The organism is Gemmatirosa kalamazoonensis, from assembly GCF_000522985.1.
In the GTDB taxonomy this organism is placed as follows: Bacteria; Gemmatimonadota; Gemmatimonadetes; order Gemmatimonadales; family Gemmatimonadaceae; genus Gemmatirosa; species Gemmatirosa kalamazoonensis.
The window spans coordinates 4399188-4420673 of record NZ_CP007128.1 but is presented as its reverse complement, the minus strand read 5'-3'; the positions used below and the strand labels follow the sequence as shown (position 1 = coordinate 4420673).

General features: G+C 72.0%; 11 protein-coding genes. 8 read left to right on the top strand and 3 right to left on the bottom strand.

Going from position 1 to position 21486, the window contains the following annotated elements; all coding sequences use genetic code 11:
- The first annotated feature begins 154 nt into the window (after positions 1-154).
- From J421_RS19270 to glgP, 8 genes are all read left to right on the top strand, one after another.
- A complete protein-coding gene (locus J421_RS19270) occupies positions 155-2176 on the top strand; it encodes an alpha-1,4-glucan--maltose-1-phosphate maltosyltransferase (protein ID WP_025412802.1) in 2022 nt (673 codons plus the stop codon).
- Positions 2173-3837: a maltose alpha-D-glucosyltransferase gene (gene treS / locus J421_RS19265; protein WP_104022821.1), complete on the top strand. Its 1665-nt coding sequence runs from the start codon at positions 2173-2175 to the stop codon at positions 3835-3837. Before J421_RS19270 ends, treS begins: the two co-directional genes overlap by 4 nt.
- Positions 3834-5282 (top strand): hypothetical protein, encoded by a 1449-nt coding sequence (locus tag J421_RS32915; RefSeq protein ID WP_158508842.1) that lies wholly within the window; start codon positions 3834-3836, stop codon positions 5280-5282. The genes treS and J421_RS32915 overlap by 4 nt, the downstream gene beginning before the upstream one ends.
- The gene (gene glgX / locus J421_RS19255; RefSeq protein WP_025412801.1) at positions 5282-7636 is read left to right on the top strand and encodes a glycogen debranching protein GlgX; all 2355 of its coding nucleotides are present in this window, start codon (positions 5282-5284) and stop codon (positions 7634-7636) included. The genes J421_RS32915 and glgX overlap by 1 nt, the downstream gene beginning before the upstream one ends.
- 95 nt (positions 7637-7731) lie before the next feature.
- On the top strand, positions 7732-10029 hold the full coding sequence (glgB, locus tag J421_RS19250) for a 1,4-alpha-glucan branching protein GlgB (RefSeq protein WP_201773167.1): 2298 nt from the start codon (positions 7732-7734) through the stop codon (positions 10027-10029).
- Positions 10026-12170, top strand: a complete 2145-nt coding sequence (malQ, locus tag J421_RS19245; RefSeq protein WP_025412799.1) for a 4-alpha-glucanotransferase — start codon at positions 10026-10028, stop codon at positions 12168-12170. The genes glgB and malQ overlap by 4 nt, the downstream gene beginning before the upstream one ends.
- Entirely contained in the window at positions 12158-15001 is a 2844-nt protein-coding gene (gene treY, locus J421_RS19240) for a malto-oligosyltrehalose synthase (protein ID WP_025412798.1), read from the top strand. Before malQ ends, treY begins: the two co-directional genes overlap by 13 nt.
- A 190-nt stretch (positions 15002-15191) precedes the next feature.
- Positions 15192-16919 (top strand): alpha-glucan family phosphorylase, encoded by a 1728-nt coding sequence (glgP, locus tag J421_RS19235; RefSeq protein ID WP_025412797.1) that lies wholly within the window; start codon positions 15192-15194, stop codon positions 16917-16919.
- A gap of 56 nt (positions 16920-16975) precedes the next feature.
- Here the strand turns inward: glgP and J421_RS19230 are convergent, their stop codons facing one another.
- Genes J421_RS19230 through treZ form a run of 3 tightly spaced genes read right to left on the bottom strand, consistent with a single transcriptional unit; the run spans position 16976 to position 21450 of the window.
- Positions 16976-17371 carry a hypothetical protein gene (locus tag J421_RS19230; RefSeq protein WP_025412796.1) on the bottom strand — a complete coding sequence of 132 codons (396 nt, stop codon included), beginning with the start codon at positions 17369-17371 and terminating at the stop codon, positions 16976-16978.
- Entirely contained in the window at positions 17371-19494 is a 2124-nt protein-coding gene (locus tag J421_RS19225; RefSeq protein ID WP_104023174.1) for an amylo-alpha-1,6-glucosidase, read from the bottom strand. Before J421_RS19225 ends, J421_RS19230 begins: the two co-directional genes overlap by 1 nt.
- A 33-nt stretch (positions 19495-19527) precedes the next feature.
- On the bottom strand, positions 19528-21450 hold the full coding sequence (gene treZ, locus J421_RS19220; protein ID WP_025412794.1) for a malto-oligosyltrehalose trehalohydrolase: 1923 nt from the start codon (positions 21448-21450) through the stop codon (positions 19528-19530).
- Positions 21451-21486 lie beyond the last annotated feature (36 nt).

Genomic DNA, 21486 nt, shown 5'->3' with positions numbered 1-21486 from the left:
CCCTCGGCTCTCGGGCCGCAGGGGGTGTTACCGTTTCAGCGCCGATGCTCCGCCGCCGCCGTTCAGCGCCGCCGTGTCACCGCCGCCGTCGGTGAGCAGGTAATGGCCCGCCTCTTGAAGCGGAGAGGCCGCCACACCACCCGCCCACCACGACATGCACGACCGGAAAGAACCCCGCCTCCGGCCGCCGAGGGGCGGCGGCGCGCTGCCCCACCTCGCCATCGAGCACGTCACCCCCGTCGTGGACGACGGGCGGTTCGCCCCGAAGCGCATCGTCGGGGAGCTGCTGGAGGTCGGCGCGGACATCTTCAAGGACGGGCACGACCTCCTGCGTGCCCGTGTCCGCTACCGCGGACCCCGCGACACCGACTGGCGCTACACGCCGCTCGCGTGGGACAAGAACGCGGACCGATGGCACGGCGCGTTCGAGCTCGACGCGATCGGCCGCTGGACGTTCACCGTCGAGGGGTGGACCGACGCGTTCGGCACCTGGCGGGGCAAGCTCGAGAAGAAGGTGAACGCCGGGCAGGACGTCGCCGTCGAGCTGCTCGAGGCCGTGGAGATGGTACGCGCGGCGGTGAAGGCGACGCGTGCCGGCGACTCGCGTCGGAAGCTCGACGCGTACGCGACGCTGCTCGCCGACGACGCGAACGCGCAGCGGACGAAGGTCCAGGCGGCGCTCGCCCCCGAGCTGCTCGCGCTCATGGAGGCGCATCACCCGCCGGACGACCTCGCGACCTACGATCGCGAGCTGCCGCTGTGGGTCGATCGCGAGCGCGCGGGCTTCGCGGCGTGGTACGAGCTGTTCCCGCGCTCGGCCGCGCCCGACGGCCGACACGGCACCTTCGCCGACGCGGAGCGGTTGCTGCCGCGCGTGGCCGAGCTGGGATTCGACGTCGTGTACCTGCCGCCGATCCATCCGATCGGCCGCACGTTCCGGAAGGGGAAGAACAACACGCTCGATCCCGAGCCGGGCGACGTCGGCAGCCCGTGGGCGATCGGCGGCGCGGAGGGGGGACACGACGCCGTGCATCCGGAGCTCGGCACGGTCGCCGACTTCGAGCGATTCGTTAGGCGGGCGAACGAGCTGGGGCTCGAGATCGCGCTCGACTACGCGCTGCAGTGCGCCCCCGACCATCCGTGGGTGAAGGAGCACCCCGACTGGTTCCACATCCGCCCGGACGGCACGATCGCGTACGCGGAGAATCCGCCGAAGAAGTATCAGGACATCTACCCGATCAACTTCTGGTGCGACGATCGGGAGAACCTGTGGAACGCGTGCCGCGACGTGCTGCTGTTCTGGGTGGACCGCGGCGTGAAGACGTTCCGCGTCGACAACCCGCACACGAAGCCGTTCGCGTTCTGGGAGTGGGCGATCCGCGAGGTGCAGTCGCGGCATCCCGACGTGCTGTTCCTCTCCGAGGCGTTCACGCGGCCGAAGAAGCTGCTCCACCTCGCGAAGCTCGGCTTCTCGCAGTCGTACGGCTACTTCACGTGGAAGAACGCGAAGTGGGAGATCGAGCAGTGGCTCGACGAGTTCCTCGCGCCCGAGGTGACGCAGTACCACCGCGGCAACTTCTTCGCGAACACGCCGGACATCCTGCACGAGTTCCTCGTACACGGCGGGCGTCCCGCGTTCCGCCTGCGCCTGCTGCTCGCCGCGACGCTGAGCCCTCTGTACGGCATCTACAGCGGCTACGAGCTGTCGGAGAACGTCCCCGTCAGGCCGGGGAGCGAGGAGTACCTGAACAGCGAGAAGTACGAGCTGCGCCCGCGCGACTACACCGCTCGGGGCAACCTGGACGAGGACATCCGCCGCCTCAACACGATCCGCCGCGCCGAGCGCGCGCTGCAGCGGCAGGACAACCTCACGTTCCATTTCGCGGAGACGCCGGAGATCCTGTTCTATCGTCGCGCGGGCGTCGGCGGGTCGGCCGACATCCTCGGCGTCGTGAACCTCGACCCGCACCACGCGCAGCACGGGCTGGTGCACGTGCCCGTCGACGCGATGGGCATCGGACCCGACGAGCCGTACCAGGTGCACGACCTGTTGACCGGGGCGCGCTACACGTGGCGCGGCGTGCGCAACTACGTGCGTCTCGACCCGGCGCTGCAACCTGGACACCTGCTGCGCGTGGTGCCGCTGTCCCGTCGTGACCGGGAGGGCTGGCCATGACGGCGGCGTACGATCCGCTCTGGTACAAGGACGCGATCATCTATCAGCTGCACGTGAAGGCGTACCGCGACAGCAACGCCGACGGCTACGGCGACTTCCGCGGGCTGATGGACAAGCTGGATTACATCCAGTCGCTCGGCGTCGACTGCGTGTGGCTGCTGCCGTTCTATCCGTCGCCGCTGCGCGACGACGGCTACGACATCGCGGACTACAAGGCGATCAACCCGACGTACGGCACGCTCGACGACTTCCGCGCGTTCCTCGACGCGGCGCACGCGCGCGGCATTCGCGTGATCACGGAGCTCGTCATCAACCACACGTCGGACCAGCACCCGTGGTTCCAGCGCGCGCGTCAGGCGCCGAAGGGAAGCCCGGAGCGCGACTGGTACGTGTGGAGCGACGATCCGAACAAGTACGCCGAGACGCGCATCATCTTCACCGACACGGAGACGTCGAACTGGACGTGGGATCCGGTCGCGCAGCAGTTCTTCTGGCACCGGTTCTTCTCGCACCAGCCGGATCTCAACTTCGACAACCCGGCGGTGTTCGACGCGGTCGTCGACGCGATGCGCTTCTGGCTCGACATGGGCGTCGACGGGCTGCGGCTCGACGCGATCCCGTATCTCGTCGAGCGCGACGGCACGAACTGCGAGAACCTGCCGGAGACGCACGAGGTGTTGAAGCGACTGCGCGCCGTCGTCGACGACGAGTACCGCGGGCGCATCTTCCTGGCCGAGGCGAACCAGTGGCCGCCCGACGTGCGGCCGTACTTCGGCGACAGCGACGAGTGCCACATGGCGTTCCACTTCCCGGTGATGCCGCGCATGTACATGGCGGTCGCCCAGGAGAACCGGACGCCGATCGTCGAGATCATGGCGCGCACGCCCGACATCCCGCCGGACTGTCAGTGGGCGATCTTCCTCCGCAACCACGACGAGCTGACGCTCGAGATGGTGACCGACGAGGAGCGCGACTACATGTACAGCGAGTACGCGAAGGATCCCCGCATGCGCATCAACGTGGGGATCCGGCGCCGGCTCGCGCCGCTCATGGACAACGGCCGGCGGCGCATCGAGCTGATGAACATCCTCTTGATGTCGATGCCCGGCACGCCGATCCTGTATTACGGCGACGAGATCGGCATGGGGGACAACATCTTTCTCGGCGACCGCAACGGCGTGCGCACGCCGATGCAGTGGAACGGCTCGTGGAACTCCGGCTTCTCCGAGGCCGACCAGGCCGCGCTCTTCAGTCCCCTCGTCGTCGACCCGCCGTACGGCTACCAGGGCGTGAACGTGATGGCGCAGGAGCGCACGAACACGTCGCTGCTGCGGTGGATGCGCCGGCTCATCTCGGTGCGTCAGAAGTCGCGCGCGTTCGGCCGCGGGCGCATCGAGTTCCTGCATCCCGACAATCGCAAGGTGCTGGCGTTCCTGCGCGAGCACGAGGGCGACACGATCCTCGTCGCGTGCAACCTCGCGCGCTCGGCGGAGCCGGCGCAGCTCGACCTGTCGCGCTTCGCGGGGTGCACGCCGATCGAGATGTGGGCCGACCGGCCGTTCCCGCCGATCGGCGAGCTGCCGTACTTCCTCACGTTCGGGCCGTACGGCTACTACTGGTTCCGGCTCGACGGGTCCGCGGGCGGAGGGGAGCCGCGGTGACCGGGCGGCCGGCGGCGCCGCCGTCGCTCGGGTCCGAGGCCGCCGCGCGCCTGGGCGCGTACATCACCGAGCAGCGGTGGTCGGGCGCGCGCGGCGAACGGCCGGAAGGAGTGCGCGTGGAGGCCGTCGTGCCGCTCGACGACGCGGCGTGCTGCGTGGTGCGCGCGCGCGTCGCCGGCGAGGACGTGCGATACCAGCTCTGGCTGCCTAACGCGTGGCTGGAATCTCCCGACCGCGCGCCGACCGACGCGCTGCGCGACGAGGCGCTGCGCCTGACGCTCGCGCGCCTCGTCGCGCGCGGTGATCGAGTCGACGGCCAGGGTGCGGCGCTCGTCGCCGAGCCCGAGGCGGAGGCCGCGGCGGTGCTCGAGGCGCTGTCGTCGTCGCGCGTCGGGTCGGCGGAGCAGAGCAACACGTCGATCGTCTACGACGGCAAGGTGATCGTGAAGCTGTTCCGCCGGCTCGCGGCGGGCGCGCAGCCCGACGTGGAGGTGACGCGCTTCCTCACGCGGAAGCGCTTCGCGCACACGCCGCCGCTCCTCGGCACGCTGACGATCGAGGACGCCGAGGGCTCGAGCGTCGCCGGGATGGCGCAGCGGTTCGTCGGCGGGGCAGCGGACGCGTGGGCACACGCGGTGACGCTCGCGCGCGCCGCGGCGCACGACGGCACCGACGACGATCGCGGCGAGGAGGCGCGGCGGCTCGGCGCGACGACGCGCGCGCTGCACGACGCGCTCGCGTCCGACGACGCGGACCCCGACTTCGCGCCGGTGCGTGCCGACCGCGACACCGCGCGCCGGTGGGCCGACGCCGCGGCGCGCTCCATCGACGTCGGCGTCGCGCTGCTGCGCGAGCGACTCGCCGAGGGCGCGCTCGACGGGCTGCCGCCGCCGGCGCTCGCCGCGGCGCGTCGTGTGTCGGCGGAGGGGAGCGAGCGGCTCGCCGGCGTGGCGCGCGCCGCGGCGGAGCGCGCCGGCGACGACGCGGGCTGCGCCACCCGCCACCACGGCGACTACCACCTCGGCCAGGTGCTGCGCGCGGACGACGGCACATTCTACGTCATCGACTTCGAGGGCGAGCCCGCGAAGCCGCTCGAGGAGCGGCGCGCACGGCACTCCCCGCTGCGCGACGTCGCGGGTATGCTGCGCTCGTTCGCGTACGCGGCGGCCACCGCGGCGATCGAGCGTCCGCACGACGCGGACGTGGCGGCGCGCGCGGCGGCGTGGGAGCACGAGGCGCGCACGGCGTTCCTCGCCGGCTACTTCGGGCCCGGCACGGGCGGTTACCTTCCGCGCGCGCGCGCGAGCGCCGACGCGCTGCTCACCGTGTTCGAGCTGGAGAAGGCCTTCTACGAGCTACACTACGAGCTGCGCAACCGGCCGACGTGGGTGCTCATCCCGCTCGCTGGCATCGCGCGCCTAACGCATACGACCGACAGGACCTGATGCGCGTCTGGCCCGGACAACCTTTCCCACTCGGCGCCCACTGGGACGGCGAGGGGGTGAACTTCGCGATCTTCTCGGAGAACGGCACCGCCGTCGAGCTGTGTCTGTTCGACACGGCGGGCGACGCGTTCGAGACCGTGAAGATCCCGCTGCGCGAGCGCAGCGACCAGGTCTGGCACTGCTACCTCCCGGATGTGCGTCCGGGACAGCTCTACGGCTACCGCGTGCACGGACCGTACGACCCGCACCGCGGCCATCGCTTCAACCCCGCCAAGCTGCTCATCGACCCGTACGCGAAGGCGGTGAGCAACACCATCCGGTGGAGCGACGCGCTGTTCGGCTATCGCGTCGGCGGCCCGCGCGAGGATCTCGAGCCGACGACGGACAACAGCGCGGCGGGCATCCCGAAGAGCGTCGTGGTGGACAACGCGTTCACGTGGGCCGACGACCGCCCGCCGCGCACGCCGTGGAACCGCACGGTGATCTACGAGTGCCACGTGAAGGGGATGACGGTGCGTCATCCCGAGGTCGACCCGCGGCACCGCGGTACGTACCTCGGCCTCGCGTCGGATCCGATCATCGACTACTTCCTCGCGCTCGGCGTGACGGCGGTGGAGCTCCTGCCGGTGCACCACTACGTCGTCGACCGGCATCTCGCGGAGCGCGGGCTGTCGAACTACTGGGGGTACAACTCCATCGCGTTCTTCGCGCCCGACTACCGCTACTCCACGGTGGGTGTCCACGAGGACGCGCCGCGGAACTACGGGCAGCAGGTGTACGAGTTCAAGACGATGGTGAAGAAGCTCCACTCCGCCGGCATCGAGGTGATCCTCGACGTCGTGTACAACCACACCGGAGAGGGGAACCACCTCGGCCCGACGCTGTCGCTGCGCGGCGTGGACAACAAGGCGTACTACCTGCTCAACCCCGAGAACCCGCGGTTCTACATGGACTTCACGGGGACGGGGAACTCGCTGAACATGATGCACCCGCGGACGATCCAGCTGATCATGGACTCGCTCCGCTACTGGGTCACCGAGATGCACGTCGACGGGTTCCGCTTCGACCTCGCGCCGGTGCTCGCGCGCGAGCTGTTCGAGGTGAACCGGCTTTCGGCGTTCTTCGACATCATCCACCAGGACCCCGTGCTGTCGCGCGTGAAGCTGATCGCCGAGCCGTGGGACGTGGGGCCCGGCGGCTACCAGGTCGGCAACTTCCCGGTCGGCTGGGCGGAGTGGAACGGCAAGTACCGCGACTGCACGCGCCGCTTCTGGCGCGGTGATCCGGGGATGGTGCCCGAGCTCGCGTCGCGCCTCTCCGGCTCGAGCGACATCTACGAGTGGAGCGACCGGCAGGCGTACGCGAGCGTCAACTTCGTGACCGCGCACGACGGCTACACGCTGCGCGACCTCGTCACGTACGAGCGCAAGCACAACGAGGCGAACGGCGAGGGCAACCGCGACGGCCACGATGACAACCTGAGTCGCAACTGGGGCGTCGAGGGAGAGACCGACGACGTTCGCGTGCTGCAGAAGCGCCGCCGTGCGATGCGCAACTTCCTCGCGACGCTCGCGTTCTCGCAGGGCGTCCCGATGATCTCGCACGGCGACGAGATCGGTCGCACGCAGCGCGGCAACAACAACGCGTACGCGCAGGACAACGACATCAGCTGGATCGACTGGTCGCTCGAGCCGTGGCAGGAGGAGCTGCTCGCGTTCGCGCGCCACGTCTTCTCGGTGCGCCACGGCAACCCCGTGCTGCGCCGGCGCAGCTTCTTCCGCGGTCGACCGGTGAACGCGGCGGGCGTGAAGGATCTCACGTGGCTCCGCCCCGACGGCGAGGAGATGGGCGACCACACGTGGGGCGAGGCGGGCAACCACGCCGTCGGGATGCTCATCAGCGGAGAGGCGGCCGACGAGACCGACGACCGCGGCCGGCCGGTGCGCGGCGATACCATGCTGCTCGTGCTGAACGGCGGCTTCGACGACGTGGAGTGGACGCTGCCGTCGATGGCGGGCGACGGGCAGTGGCGATGCGTGGTGGACACGGCGAGCGACGAGCAGGGACCGGTGACGACGAGCCAGATCCACGTGCCCGGCTTCTCGCTCGTGCTGCTCCGCTACGGGCAGGAGCGTCGCGCCGAGCTGCCCGTGTGGGCGCGCGACACGATCGCCGCGCCGACGCTGCTCCCCGGGCCCAAGCCGTCGCGCGTCGAGCCGACGGTGGCCGAGCCCGCGGTCGCCGAGCCCGCGGTCGCCGAGCCGGCGGCCGAACCGGCCGCACCCGATGTCGCGACGATCGACGTCGCGCCCGACGAGGACACGCAGCCCATGCCCGAGGAGGCAATGGTATGAGCGCCGAGCGACGCGGCCGCCGTGGGGGGGGAGCCGGCGTGAACACCCCGCCGTCGTCGACGGCGACCGTGCCCGACGCCGCCGCACCCGTCGGGATGCCCGCGCCGCCGCCGACCGCGATGGAGATCGCGCGGCTGCACGCCGGAGAGCTGGCGGAGCCGCACGCGCTGCTCGGCGCGCATCCCGGCGTCGTGGACCGGCTCGCGGGGATCACGATCCGCGCATGGCACCCCGACGCGACGCGCGCCGAGTGCGTGCTGCCTAACGGATCCGCGGTCGACATGCCGATGCAGGCGCGCGGGCTGTTCGGCATCTTCCTCCCCGGCGAGACGCTGCCGTTCCGCTACCGGCTGCGCCTGCACTTCCACGGCGGCGGCACGTGGGAGCACGACGATCCGTACCGCTTCCTCCCGACGTTGGGCGACGTCGACGTGCACCTGTTCAACGAGGGCACGCACCGCCGGCTGTGGGAGAAGTTCGGCGCGCACCACCGTGAGGTCGACGGCGTCCCGGGGGTCGCGTTCGCGGTGTGGGCGCCGAACGCCCGGCGCGTGAGCGTGGTCGGCCCGTTCAACAACTGGGATGGCCGCGTCTACCCGATGCGGCGACTCGGCGCGTCGGGCGTGTGGGAGCTGTTCGTGCCGGAGCTCGGCCCGGGGACGCTGTACAAGTACGAGCTGCTCACGCGCGAGGGCACTCCGCGTCTCAAGACGGATCCGTTCGCGCAGATGATGGAGCAGGCGCCCGCCACCGCGTCCATCGTCGTGCCCGAGGGTCGCTACACGTGGGGCGACGACGGGTGGCTGAAGGCGCGCGCCGCGCGCGATCCGGTGCACGAGCCGATGTCGATCTATGAGGTGCACCTCGGCTCGTGGGCGCGCGTGCCGGAGGACGGCTGCCGTCCGCTCTCGTATCGAGAGATCGCGCCGAAGCTCGCCGAGCACGTGAAGAAGCTCGGCTTCACGCACGTCGAGTTCCTGCCGGTCGGCGAGCACCCGTTCTACGGCTCGTGGGGCTATCAGGTCACGGGCTTCTTCGCGCCGACGTCGCGCTACGGCACGCCCGACGAGTTCCGCTACCTCGTCGACACGCTGCACCAGGCGGGAATCGGCGTCATCCTCGACTGGGTGCCGGCGCACTTCCCGAAGGACGACTACGCGCTGCGCCGCTTCGACGGCACCGCGCTGTACGAGCACGAGGATCCGCGGCTCGGCGAGCATCCGGACTGGGGCACGCTGATCTTCAACTACGGCCGCCTCGAGGTCCGAAACTACCTGCTGGCGAACGCGCTGTTCTGGCTCGACGAGTTCCACATCGACGGCCTGCGCGTGGACGCCGTCGCGTCGATGCTGTACCTCGACTACAGCCGCTCGCCGGGCCAGTGGCTCCGCAACCGCTACGGCGGCCGCGAGAACCTCGACGCGATCGACTTCCTGCGCGCGGTGAACCACGCGGTGCGCACCGAGCACCCGGGGTGCATGACGATCGCCGAGGAGTCCACGGCGTGGCCCGGGGTGACGAAGCCGGTCGGCGAGGGAGGGCTCGGCTTCACGTTCAAGTGGAACATGGGGTGGATGCACGACACCCTGAAGTACTTCTCGGTCGACCCGGTGTACCGCTCGTACCATCAGGACCAGCTGACGTTCGCGATGATGTACGAGTACAGCGAGCGATTCATCATGCCGCTGTCGCACGACGAGGTGGTGCACCTCAAGGGATCGCTGCTGCAGAAGATGCCGGGCGATCCGTGGCAGAAGTTCGCGAACCTGCGCCTCCTGCTCGCGTACCAGTTCACGCGGCCGGGGAAGAAGCTGCTGTTCATGGGCACCGAGCTCGCGCCGGGCGGCGAGTGGAACCACGACCAGAGCCTCGACTGGCACCTGCTCGGCGACCCGATGCGGCAGTCGTTCTATCGCTTCATGGAGGCGTTGGGCGCGCTGTACCGCGACAACGCGCTGTTCTGGCGACGCGACGCGGACTGGACCGGCTTCAAGTGGATCGACGTCGGCGACCGGCAGAACTCCGTCGTGTCGTACATCCGCTGCGACGGGCCGGCGCACGCGGTGATCGTGCTCAACCTCACGCCGGTGCCGCGCGAGCGATATCGGATCGGCGTGCCGGGGACGCACGCATACCGGCTCGCGCTCTCGTCCGACGACGCGCGGTTCGGCGGCAGCGGCTACGGGCAGCGCGATCGCCTCGAGGTGCAGGCGGTGCCGTTCCACGGGCACGAGCACAGCGTGGAGCTCACGCTGCCGCCGTTAGGCGCGCTCGTGCTGCTGCCGGAAGATGCGCCGCCCGCCGCGCCGACGACCGATGACGCGGAACCCGCGCTCGCCGTGCGCACCGAGGGGGAGGCGGGTCAGGAAGCGGGGGGCCCGGCGCACGGATGACGGATGCATCGCCGCTCGCGCGGCTCGCCGACGCGGTCGGCATCCTGCCGGAGTACGTGGATCAGACGGGCGAGCGGCACACGACGGGCGACGAATCGCGGCGCGCGCTGCTCGCGGCGCTCGGCCACGACGCGCCGGACGACGACGCGGCGCGCGCGCTGCTCGACGAGCTCGCGCACGAGCGCCGCACGCGTCTGCTCGCGCGGGTGCGCGTGGCGCGCGCCGACGAAGGCGAGGTCGTCGAGCTGACGCTCGGCGGCCACGGCGGCCGCGAGGCCGAGTGGCGCGTGGAGATCACGTACGAGGGTGGCGGCGCGCGCGTCGAAGAGGGGCGCACACGCGTCGAGCACGATGGATCGCTCGCGGTGGTTCTCGCGCCGCCGGACGAGGCGCGGCTCGGCTACCACACCGTGCGCGCCACCGCGCGCGTCGACGGCGCGACGCTCGCCGGCGAGCAGCGGCTCATCGTGGTGCCACCGCGCTGTCCCGACCCGGCGTCGCTGCTGCGCGCGCAGCGCGTATTCGGCGTGACCGCGAACCTCTACACCGTGCGCAGCGCGCGGAACTGGGGCGTCGGCGATCTCTCCGACCTCGCGACGCTGTTGGAGTACGCGGCGGGAACGGGCGCCGCGTTCGTCGGCGTGAATCCGCTGCACGCGCTGCGCAACGCCGAAGGCGACGTCAGCCCGTACAGCCCCGTGAGCCGGCTCTATCGCAACCCGTTGTACCTCGACGTGGAAGCGGTGCCGGAGTTCGCGAGCGCGGGGCTCGACGAGACGGCGCACGGGCCCGAGCTGCGCCGGCTGCGTGACGCGGACCTCGTGGACTACGACGCCGTCATGGCGCTCAAGATGCCCGCGCTCGAGACGCTGCACCGCGTCTTCCGCGCGCGCCGCCGCACGAAGCGCCGCGCCGACTACGCCGCGTGGGTGGAGCGCGAGGGGCAGGCACTGGAGAGCTTCGCGCGGTTTCGTGCGCTCGACGAGCACTTCCGCGCCGGCGGCGCCGGGTGGTGGCGCGAGTGGCCCGACGAGTTCCGCGACGCGCGCTCCGGCGCGGTGGAGGCGTTCGCGCGCGAGCACGAGGAGCGCGTCGATCTGCACCGCTGGCTGCAGTTCGAGCTCGATCGACAGCTCGCCGAGGCGGCGCGGCGCGGGCGCGTCGCGGGGATGCCGATCGGGCTCTATCAGGATCTCGCGATCGGCACGTCGCCCGCGGGCAGCGACGTGTGGGCGCAGCCGGAGCTGTTCGTCACGGGCGTGAGCGTCGGCGCGCCGCCGGATCCGTTAGGCCCGGAGGGACAGAACTGGGGGCTGCCGCCGCTGCATCCCGCCGCGATGCGCGCCGACGGCTACCGCTACTGGGCCGCGCTGCTGCGCAACGCGATGCGCCACAGCGGCGCCCTGCGCCTCGATCACGTGCTCGGCCTGTTCCGGCAGTTCTGGATCCCCGAGGGGATGAGCGGCGCCGAGGGCGCGTACGTGCGCTTCCCGACGGACGATCTGCTCGGCGTCCTCGCGCTCGAGGCGACGCGGGCGGGCGCGCTCGTCGTCGGGGAGGACCTCGGCACCGTGCCGCCCGAGGTGCCGCCGACGCTCGCGCGGTGGGGCGTGCTGTCGTCGAAGGTGCTCTACTTCGAGCGCGAGGAGGGCGGGCGCTTCCGTCCGCCGCGGCGCTATCCGCGCGGCGCGCTCGCGACCGCCAACACGCACGACCTCGCGCCGCTCGCCGGATGGTGGCACGGCCGCGACGTGGCGCTCCGCCGCGAGGTCGGCTTGCTGCGGGACGAGGCCGCGCACGACGACGCGCTGCGCGAGCGCGCGTGCGACCGCGCGGCGCTGCTCGCGCTGCTCGTCGACGAGGGACTGCTCGACGACGACGAGGCGAACCGCGATCCGGACGCGGTCTCCGAGATCGACGTGCGCGCCGCGGTGCACGCGCTGCTCCGTCGCTCGCCGTCGTGGCTCGTCGGCCTGTCGCTCGACGACCTCGTGGGCGAGACGGAGCCGGTGAACATGCCGGGCGTGGGGCAGGACAAGTACCCGTGCTGGCGCCGGAGGCTCTCGCTCTCGCTCGAGCAGCTCGCCACCGATGCGCCGGCGCGCCGCGCGCTCGGCGCCGACCGCGCGTGGGTGCCGTGACGGCGGTGCCTAACGGGGCGCCGCCGCTCACGGCGACGTACCGGCTGCAGCTCCACGCGGGCTTCGGCTTCGACGACGCGCGCGCGATCGTGCCCTACGTCGCGCGGCTCGGCGCGTCGCACCTGTATCTGTCGCCCGTCACCGCCGCGCGGCCGGGGAGCCGGCACGGCTACGACGTCGCGGACCCGCGCGCCGCGAACCCGGAGCTCGGCGGCGACGCGGCGTTCCGCGCGCTGTGCGATGCCGCGCACGCCGAGGGGCTCGGTGTGCTCGTCGACATCGTGCCGAACCACATGGGCGTCGGCCCGGCGAATCCGTTCTGGATGGACGTGCTGCGCTGGGGGCGCGACTCGCGCTTCGCCGGCGTGTTCGACGTCGACTGGAGCGTGCCCGGTCGCGAGGGCCTGCTCGTGCTGCCGGTGCTCGGCGACGATCTCGCGGCGGTCCTCGATCGCCGGGAGCTGAAGCTCGACTGGCGCGACGACGAGTTCCGGTTCGTGTACTTCGAGCACGAGTGGCCCGTCGATCCGCGTACCGTGCACCGCGTGTTCGCGTTCGAGCACACGCAGGAGCTGTCGCCCAAGGGCCGCAACCAGGTCGTCGCGCTGCGCGACGCGCTGTTCCCCGAAGGCGGCGCGTCGCTCGACGAGGCGAGCGCGTCGCGCGCCGCGCAGTCGCTCGCCGACGCGGTGCGCGGCTCCGCGGAGCTGCGCGCGTACGTCGACCACGTGCTGGCGCAGTTCGCGGACGGCGAGGCGGGACGGTATCGCGTGGAGGCGCTGCTCCAGCTCCAGAACTGGCGCGCCGTGCACTGGCGACGTGGTCCGCGCGAGATCAACTATCGCCGCTTCTTCGACATCGGCGAGCTGGCTGCGGTGCGCGCCGAAGACCCCGCGGTGTTCGCCGTCACGCACCAGTGGATCCTCGACCGCGTGGCCGAGGGGCTCGTCGACGGACTGCGTGTCGATCACGTGGACGGGCTGCGGGATCCGCGGGGCTATCTCGAGCGGCTGCGCGGCGCGGTCGACGAGCGGCGTCCCGGCGAGGCGCTGCCGATCCTCGTCGAGAAGATCCTCTCGCCCGACGAGCACCTGCCGCCCGCGTGGACCACCGACGGCACCACGGGCTACGAGTATCTGAACGACCTCGAGTCGGTGTTCGTCGATCCGGACGGCGCGGCGGCGCTGGAGGCGGCGTACCGCAAGCTGCTGCGGCTTCGCACCGACCGCGGCGGGTTCCACGATGTCGCGGCGCGCGGCAAGGAGCACGTGCTGCGTCACGCGTTCGACACCGACGTGCGCCGCCTCGTTAGGCACCTGGAGCGGGCGGCGCGCGGCGTAGCGCCGCGGCTGCCGCGCGCCGCGCTGCAGGAGGCGGTCGTGCAGACGATCGTCGGTCTGCCGGTGTATCGCACGTACCTGCGCGTCGGCGACGACGGCACGCTGGACGCGTCGCCCGAGGACTTCCGGTGGATCGGCGAGACGCTCGCGCGCGCGTTCGGCCACGGCGCCGCGGACCGCTTCGCGCTGCAGTTCGTCGCCGACGTGCTGCGCGGGGAGTGGTCGGGCAAGCCCGACGTCTCGGAGCGCGCGCGCCGCGCGGCGGCGGAGTTCGTGCTCCGGTTCCAGCAGACGAGCGGCCCGGCGACGGCGAAGGGCGTCGAGGACACGGCGCTCTATCGCTGGTTCCCGCTCGCGTCGCTGTGCGAGGTCGGCGGCGAGCCGTCGCGGCCGCTCGCCGATGCGGTCGGCCGCCTGCATGCGGGCAACGTCGAGCGTCTCATGGCGTGGCCGCGGCAGCTGCTCGCCGTCGAGACCCACGACACGAAGCGCAGCGCCGACGTCCGCGCGCGTCTCGACGCGCTGAGCGAGATCGCGCCCGAGTGGACGCGGCTCGTCGCGCGGTGGCGGCGTCGGCATGCGCCGCTGCACCGTCTCGTCAACCGCCGCGGCGCGCCCGACGCGAACGCCGAGTACCTGCTGTATCAGACGCTGGTCGGCGTGTGGCCGTTAGGCGGCCCGGCCGACGACGCCGAGCGCGCGTCGCTGAAGGAGCGCGTCACGACGTACATGCGGAAGGCGGCGCGCGAGGCGAAGGCGCAGACGTCGTGGACCGACGCGGACGCGCAGTACGAGCAGGGGCTCGACGCGTTCGTCGCCGCGCTCGTCGAGGGCCAGGCGGGCGACGCGTTCCGCGAGGAGCTCGGTCGGCTCGTGGAGTGGATCGCGCGCGCCGGCTGGTGGACGTCGCTCGCGCGCACCGTGATCCAGACGGCGAGCCCCGGCACGCCCGACACCTATCAGGGCGGCGAGCTGTGGGCGCTCGCGCTCGTCGATCCCGACAACCGACGCCCGGTGGACTTCGCGCGCCGCGCCGAGCTGCTCGACGCGCTGGACGCCGAGGACTGGTCGGCGCCCGACGCGGCAGCCGCGCGACTGCTCGACGGGCCCGGTGACGGGCGGCTCAAGCTCCATGTGCTGCGCACGATGCTGCGACTGCGGCGCGAGGAGCCGGCGCTGTTCGCGGCCGGCGCGTACCGGCCGATCGAGGTGATCGGCGCCGCGGCGCGCCACGTCGTGGCATTCGCGCGCGAGGGGGAAGGGCGGGGCCTCGTCGTCGTCGCGCCGCGCCTCCCGCTCGGCCTGCGGCGCGATGGCGCGATCCCGGTGGGATCGGCTGTCTGGGGGGACACCACGCTTCTGCTTCCGGAGTCCGCCGGCGGTCGCCGCGTGCTCGACCGCTTCACCGGTACGGTGCATACCCCGGATGGCGCGCGGCTGGGGGTGGGCGTCGCGCTCGGCGTTCTTCCCGTGGCGTGCCTCGCATGGTGAGCGAGGCACGCCGAGGCGCGACTGTGGCGTCGTTGCAACGCATCGCGCGGTCGCTCGTCCTTGGGGGTGACCGGGGAACGCTTGCCGCGCGCGGCGGTACACCCCTAATTGAGGGCCTGTTGAGCCCCCTCCTTTCGCGGAGCGCCGCCGTTCCTCGCGCCCGCTCGACCTTCTGAATCTCGAGGACCGTATGGCAACGGGCTCGATCCCGGCCGTCGCCTACTTCTCCATGGAGATCTGCCTCGAAGAGGCGATCCCCACGTACAGCGGGGGCCTCGGTGTCCTCGCCGGCGACACGCTGCGCTCCGCAGCGGACCTTGGCGCGCCGATCGTCGGCGTGACGCTCGCGCATCGCAAGGGCTACTTCCGCCAGCATCTCGACGCCGACGGCGTGCAGACGGAGAGCGCCTGGAACTGGAATCCCGAGACGCGTCTGCCGCCGGTGCCGCACGCGGTGACGGTGGAGGTCGAGGGGCGTCCGGTGCGCGTGCGCGCGTGGCGCTACGACATCCGCGGCGTGAGCGACCACGTCGTGCCGGTGTACCTGCTCGACACCGACCTGCCGGAGAACTCGGACTACGACCGGTCGCTCACCGACACGCTGTACGGCGGCGACAACCGCTACCGCCTTTGTCAGGAGGTCGTGCTCGGGATGGGTGGCGCCGCGCTGCTCGCCGCGCTGGACCACGACGGGCAGTACCACATCAACGAGGGACACGCCGCGCTGCTCTGCCTCTGGCTGCTCGACCGCCGGCTGGCCGAGCGCGGCGCCAGCGTGTCCGAGGTCGGCGTCGACGACGTCGAGGCGGTGGAGCGGCGCTGCATCTTCACGACGCACACGCCGGTGCCCGCCGGACACGATCGCTTCCCGATGGCGCTCGTGCGCGAGGTGCTCGGCGAGCGCGCGGCGCTGCTGGACTCGGCCGGGCTGTGGGAGGGTGAGGAGCTGAACATGACGCGCCTCGCGCTCCGCTGCTCGCGCTTCATCAACGGCGTGGCGCTGCGGCACCAGGAGGTGTCGCAGGAGATGTTCCCCGAGTTCCCGATCGGCGCCATCACGAACGGCGTGCACGCGACGACGTGGACGTCGGCACCGTTCCGCGACCTGTTCGATCGCCACATCCCGCAGTGGCGGCGCGACAACCAGTACCTGCGCTACGCGCTCACGATCCCGCTCGACGACATCCGCGAGGCGCACGCCGCCGCGAAGCAGGCGATGCTCGACGAGGTCGCGCGGCGCACCGGCCAGACGCTCGACCCGAAGGTGTTCACGATCGGCTTCGCGCGCCGGTCCACGCCGTACAAGCGCGCGGACCTGATCTTCTCCGATCTCGACCGGCTCCGCTCGATCGTTAGGCACGTGGGCCCGGTGCAGATCGTGTTCGGCGGCAAGGCGCATCCGCGCGACGAGGCGGGGAAGTTCCTCATCCGCCGCGTCCACGAGGCGGCGCACGCGCTCGGCGACGCGCTCCGCGTGGTGTACGTGGAGAACTACGAGATGCAGCTCGGGCACCTGCTGACGTCGGGCTCCGACGTGTGGCTGAACAACCCGATGAAGCCGCTCGAGGCGTCGGGCACGAGCGGCATGAAAGCGGCGCTCAACGGCGTGCCGAGCCTCTCGGTCCTCGACGGCTGGTGGATCGAGGGGTGCCTGGAGGGGACGACTGGCTGGGCGATCGGGCCCGATGCGAAGCTGCCCCAGGACCCGTCGCAGGACATCCCGGAGCTGTACTACCAGCTCGAGCGCGTCGTGCTGCCGCTCTACTACGGGCTGCCGTACCGCTACGCGGAGGTCATGCGCAACGCGATCGCCATCAACGGATCGTTCTTCAACACGCAGCGCATGGTGTCGCAGTACATCCAGAACGCGTACGCGCCCGGAGGCTCCTCGCCGGCGCTGCTGACGGCGTCGCGGTAGTGGCTGCGTGGCTGCGTCGCTGCGTGCCGTGCGTACGCAGCCACGCAGCCACGCCGCTACGTGTTCACGAACGGATCGCCGAGGGCATGCGCGCGACACCAGGCGCGGAAGTGGTCCATGATCTCGCGCAGCAGCGTCCGTTGCCCGTCGTCGTGCACGCTCGCGTCGTAGGCGGCGCGCAGGCGGCGGGCGCGCTCCTGGGCGGACGGGCCGCCTAACGGAATCGCCGGCTCGGCGCGCGACGCGAGCGCATCGGCCACCGCGGCGGCGCCGGTGAGCAGCGCCTTCGGGCGCATGACGAACCGCGAGTGGCGCCCGCGGCGCGGCGACGGCGGGGCGAACGCGGGCACGCGCTCGCGCCCGCGCTCCGGCGCCACGAGGTGCAGTGCGGCGCGCCGGCGTGGCGCGGGCGTCGCGTCGGTGCCGCCGCGCGGCCGTCCGGTGCGCGGCATCAGCGCGTTCCTCCCACGCCCTCGGTGAACGCCGCCGCGCGGTCGCCGCGGCGCTGCACGTCCGTTCCCGTCGGCGCGGTCCGCTGCCAGCAGCGCAGCAGCTCCGCCACGCTCCACGCCTGCGCGATGCACCCGCGCGGCGTGTACGGCGCCTCGGCGTCGAAGATCTCCGCCACGGAGCCGACCCCGAACTCGTCGAGATGGTCGACCAGCGCGGTGAGGAAGCGGCGCGCATCCGACGGCTCGTCGGGATGCAGCTTCAGCCACGCGTCCACCCACGGGCCGATCAGCCAGCCCCACACCGTCCCCTGGTGGTACGCGCCGTCGCGCGCGCGCAGGTCGCCGAAGTAGCGCGGCTTGTAGTCCTTGTCGCCGCGCGCGAGCGAGCGCAGACCGTACGGCGTGAGCAGCTCGCGCTCCACCGTGCTCACGACCGCCTCCCATCGCGATGCGTCGAGCACCGCGTGCGGCAGCGACACGGCGAGGATCTGGTTCGGTCGCAGCTCGGTGCTGTCGCCGTCGGGCCCGTCGACGACGTCGTACAGATACCCGCCGCGCTCGTACCAGAAGCGCGCGTTGAACGACGTGCGCGCCCGCTCCGCCGCCCGCGCGTACGGCTCGGCCGCCGATTCGCCGCGCTCCGTGCGCACCCACTCCTCCAGGATGCACAGCGCGTTGTACCAGAGCGCGTTGATCTCGACCGGTTTGCCGCGGCGGGGCGTCACCACCCAGTCGCCCATCTTCGCGTCCATCCACGTGAGCTGATAACCCTCCTGCCCCTCGTGCAGCAGCCCGTCCGCGGGGTCGACACGGATGCCGTAGTGCGTGCCGCGCAGGTGGTGGTCGGCGATGTCGGTCATCGTCGGCAGGAGCTGCCGCAGCGTCGCGCGGTCGCCGGTGAGCGCGACGTATCGGTCGAGCGCGTGGAAGAACCACAGCGTGGCGTCGGCCGTGTGATACAGGCCGTCGTTCGCGCCGTCGGGGAACATGTTCGGGATCAGACCGTCGCGCACGTACTGCGCGAACGTGCGCAGGATGAACCCCGACTCGCGGTACCGGCGCGTCGAGAGCGTGAGGCCCTCGAGGCTGATCATCGTGTCGCGCCCCCAGTCCGTGAACCAGTGGTAGCCCGCGATCACGGTGCGCACCTCGTCGCCCACCGCCTGGGCGCGCACGCGGTCGCGCAGCCGCCCTGCGGGTTGGATGAGGAACTGATCGGCCGCGAGCACGAGCTCTCCGCCCACCGCGTCGCGCAGCGAATCCGGCACGCGGGCGAGCAGTCGCCGCCGCCGCTCGAGCTCGAGCTGCAGCGCCTCGTCGGGCGACAGCGCGTCGATCACGTCGAGCGGCTCCGCGGACGCGACGAGCGCCGCGGTCGCGCCGGGCGCGATCTCCATCGAGAAGCATCCCGGCGACCAGAGCGCGCCGGTGTATGCGTAGCCGCGCGCTTCCTCCACGCGGTACAGCAGCTCGTTCATCCGCACCGGCTCCACCGTCGACGCGGCCGCGCCGCCGACGACCCGGAAGCGCAGCGGCGGCAGCGTGCTTCCCTCGCTCGTCACCGTGTAGTGCCCGTCGGCTGCCGAGAGCTGGTACCGCGCCTCGTGCGGCGTCGTCACCGGATCCTCGTAACCGCGGAAGTGCAGGGCGGGGCGCAGCGACAGGCGCACCGTGCAGTCGCCCTCCACGAGCCGGTAGGTGATGAACACCGTGTTCTGGCGGTACGGCATGAAGACGCGCCGCTCGATCGTGCAGCCGCCGAGCCGGTAGCGCCACACCGGCAGCCCCGCCTCGAGCTGGAAGTCGACGAGGTACTGGGCACCGGACGCCTCCAGCTTGCCGGCCGCGTACTCCTCGCCGCCTAACGCTGCGCGCGTGCCGTCGGGGAGCGTGAGCTCCTCCACGAGATGGTTCAGCATCACGATGCGGCCGAACGGGTTCGGCAGCGCGGACACGAGCAGGCCGTGGTAGCGGCGCGTGACCACCCCGGCGACGGTCGCCGACGCGTAGCCTCCCAGCCCGTTCGTCACGAGCCACTCGCGCGTGAGCAGCGGCTCGATGTCGGCGGCGCCGGGGTCGAACGCGGGCCGGCGCGTGACGCGGTCGATCAGTCGTTCCTGCATGATGGGTCGCGTGTGCGGTGTCGCCATGTCGGGTCAGCCTTCGGGCGCGAGCACCACCGCGCACTCCGCCGTCAGGCGCCAGTTCTCCGTGTGCCAGCGCACCGTCGGCTTCTGCGGCGGCGACGTCGGCGCCTCCGGTGCATCGAGCGGCGGCGTGCCGAGCCCGCCGTAGCGCGGGTCCTCGCTCGACCACGCGATGCGCCACCGCCGGCCCTCGGGCGGCGCGAGCAGCGGCTCCGGCGCGGGATCGAGGTGCAGCGTGCGGCCGAGGTTCACCGCGATCAGTCGGTCGGCGCCGTCGGCCGCGAAGTAGCGCAGCACGAACGCGTGCTCCGCGAGCACCGCGCCGTCGAGCCGTACGCCCGGCGTCGCGATCCACGGATCGTCGCGCCGCAGCCGCAGCAGGTCGCGGTGCAGCCGCCACCACGGCGCGTGCCGCTCGCGCTCCGCGTCGTCGAGCACGCACCGCTCGAACGTCTCCCGCGCGTCGGGGCGCGCGAGCTCGCGCTCCATCTCGTCGAGCGACAGGTTCACGAACTGCGCGAGCTCGGCGCGCCGCCCCACGGCCACCTTGCGCGCGAGATCCGCACCGTGATCGGCGAAGAACAGGAACGGCGCCGACGACGCGAACTCCTGGCCCATGAACAGCATCGGCGTCTGCGGGCCTAACAGCAGCAGCGCCGTGAGCGCGCGCAGCCGCGCCGCGCTCGTGAGCCGGTGCACGCGCTCGCCGCGCCCCGAGTTCGCGACCTGGTCGTGGTTCTGCAGGAAGTGCACGAACCGCCACGGCTCGACGCCGAACGTCGGCGTGCCGCGCCGCTGCCGCTGCCACCGGTACCACTGTCCCTGGAACAGGAAGCCGTACTTCGCCGCCGACACGAGCTCCTGCGCCGTGCCGCGATAGTCGGTGTAGTACGCCTCGTCGCGGCCGCCTAACGCGACGAGCGCGCTGTGGTGCCAGTCGTCGTTCCAGATCATGTCCAGCCCGCACCCGCCGGCGTCGACGGGGCGCACGAGCTGCACCCGCTGCGGCTCGTTCTCGTTCACCACGAGCGTCTCGCGGCCGATCGCCGCCGCGCGTGCGCGCTCGCCGATCTCGACGAGGATGTGCGGCGTCGAGTCGTCGACGATCGCCTGCGTCGCATCCAGGCGCAGCCCGTCGAGGTGGAACTCGGTCATCCAGTACTCGACGTTCGACAGCACGAACTCGCGCACCGGCTCGCAGTGCGGCCCGTCGAAGTTGAACCCCGCGCCCCAGTCCGTGCCGTGCGTCTCGCTGAAGTACCACGGCGAGAACTTCTCGAGGTAGTTGCCGTCGGGGCCGACGTGGTTGTACACGACGTCGAGGATCACCGCGATGCCGGCCGCGTGCGCCCGGTCCACGAACGCGCGGAAGTCGTCGGGGTGGCCGTACAGCCGGGTCGGCGCATACAGCCCGACGCCGTCGTAGCCCCACCCGAACGTTCCCGGGAACTCCGCCACCGGCATCACCTCGAGCGTCGTCACGCCGAGCTCCGCGAGCCCGGGCAGCCGCTCCGCCGCGGCGGCCCACGTGCCGTCGCGCGTGAACGCGCCGACGTGCAGCTCGTAGAGCACGTGCCGGTCGCGCGGCACGCCGCGCCACGCCGCGTCGGTCCACCGGAACGCTCCGGGATCCACGACCTCGCTCGGCCCGTGTGGCCCCTCCGGCTGGAAGCGCGACACCGGGTCCGGGAACGGGCCCTCCCCGTCGATGCGGTAGCGGTACAGCGTGCCCGCGCCGGCGTCCTCGACGAGCCCCGACCAGTGGCCGCCTGCCTCGCGCGCCAGCGCCACCGAGCGCGGCGCGGCGCCGTTCGACGACTCCAGGACGAGCTCGAGCCGCTCGCACCGCGGCGCCCACACCCGGAAGTGCACGCCGCCGTCCGGCGCCATCTCAGCCCCCACGGGAAGCCGACGCCACTCGGGAACGAGCATCGGAGCGCCGCGCGGCCGGGCGGACGAATCGGGAGG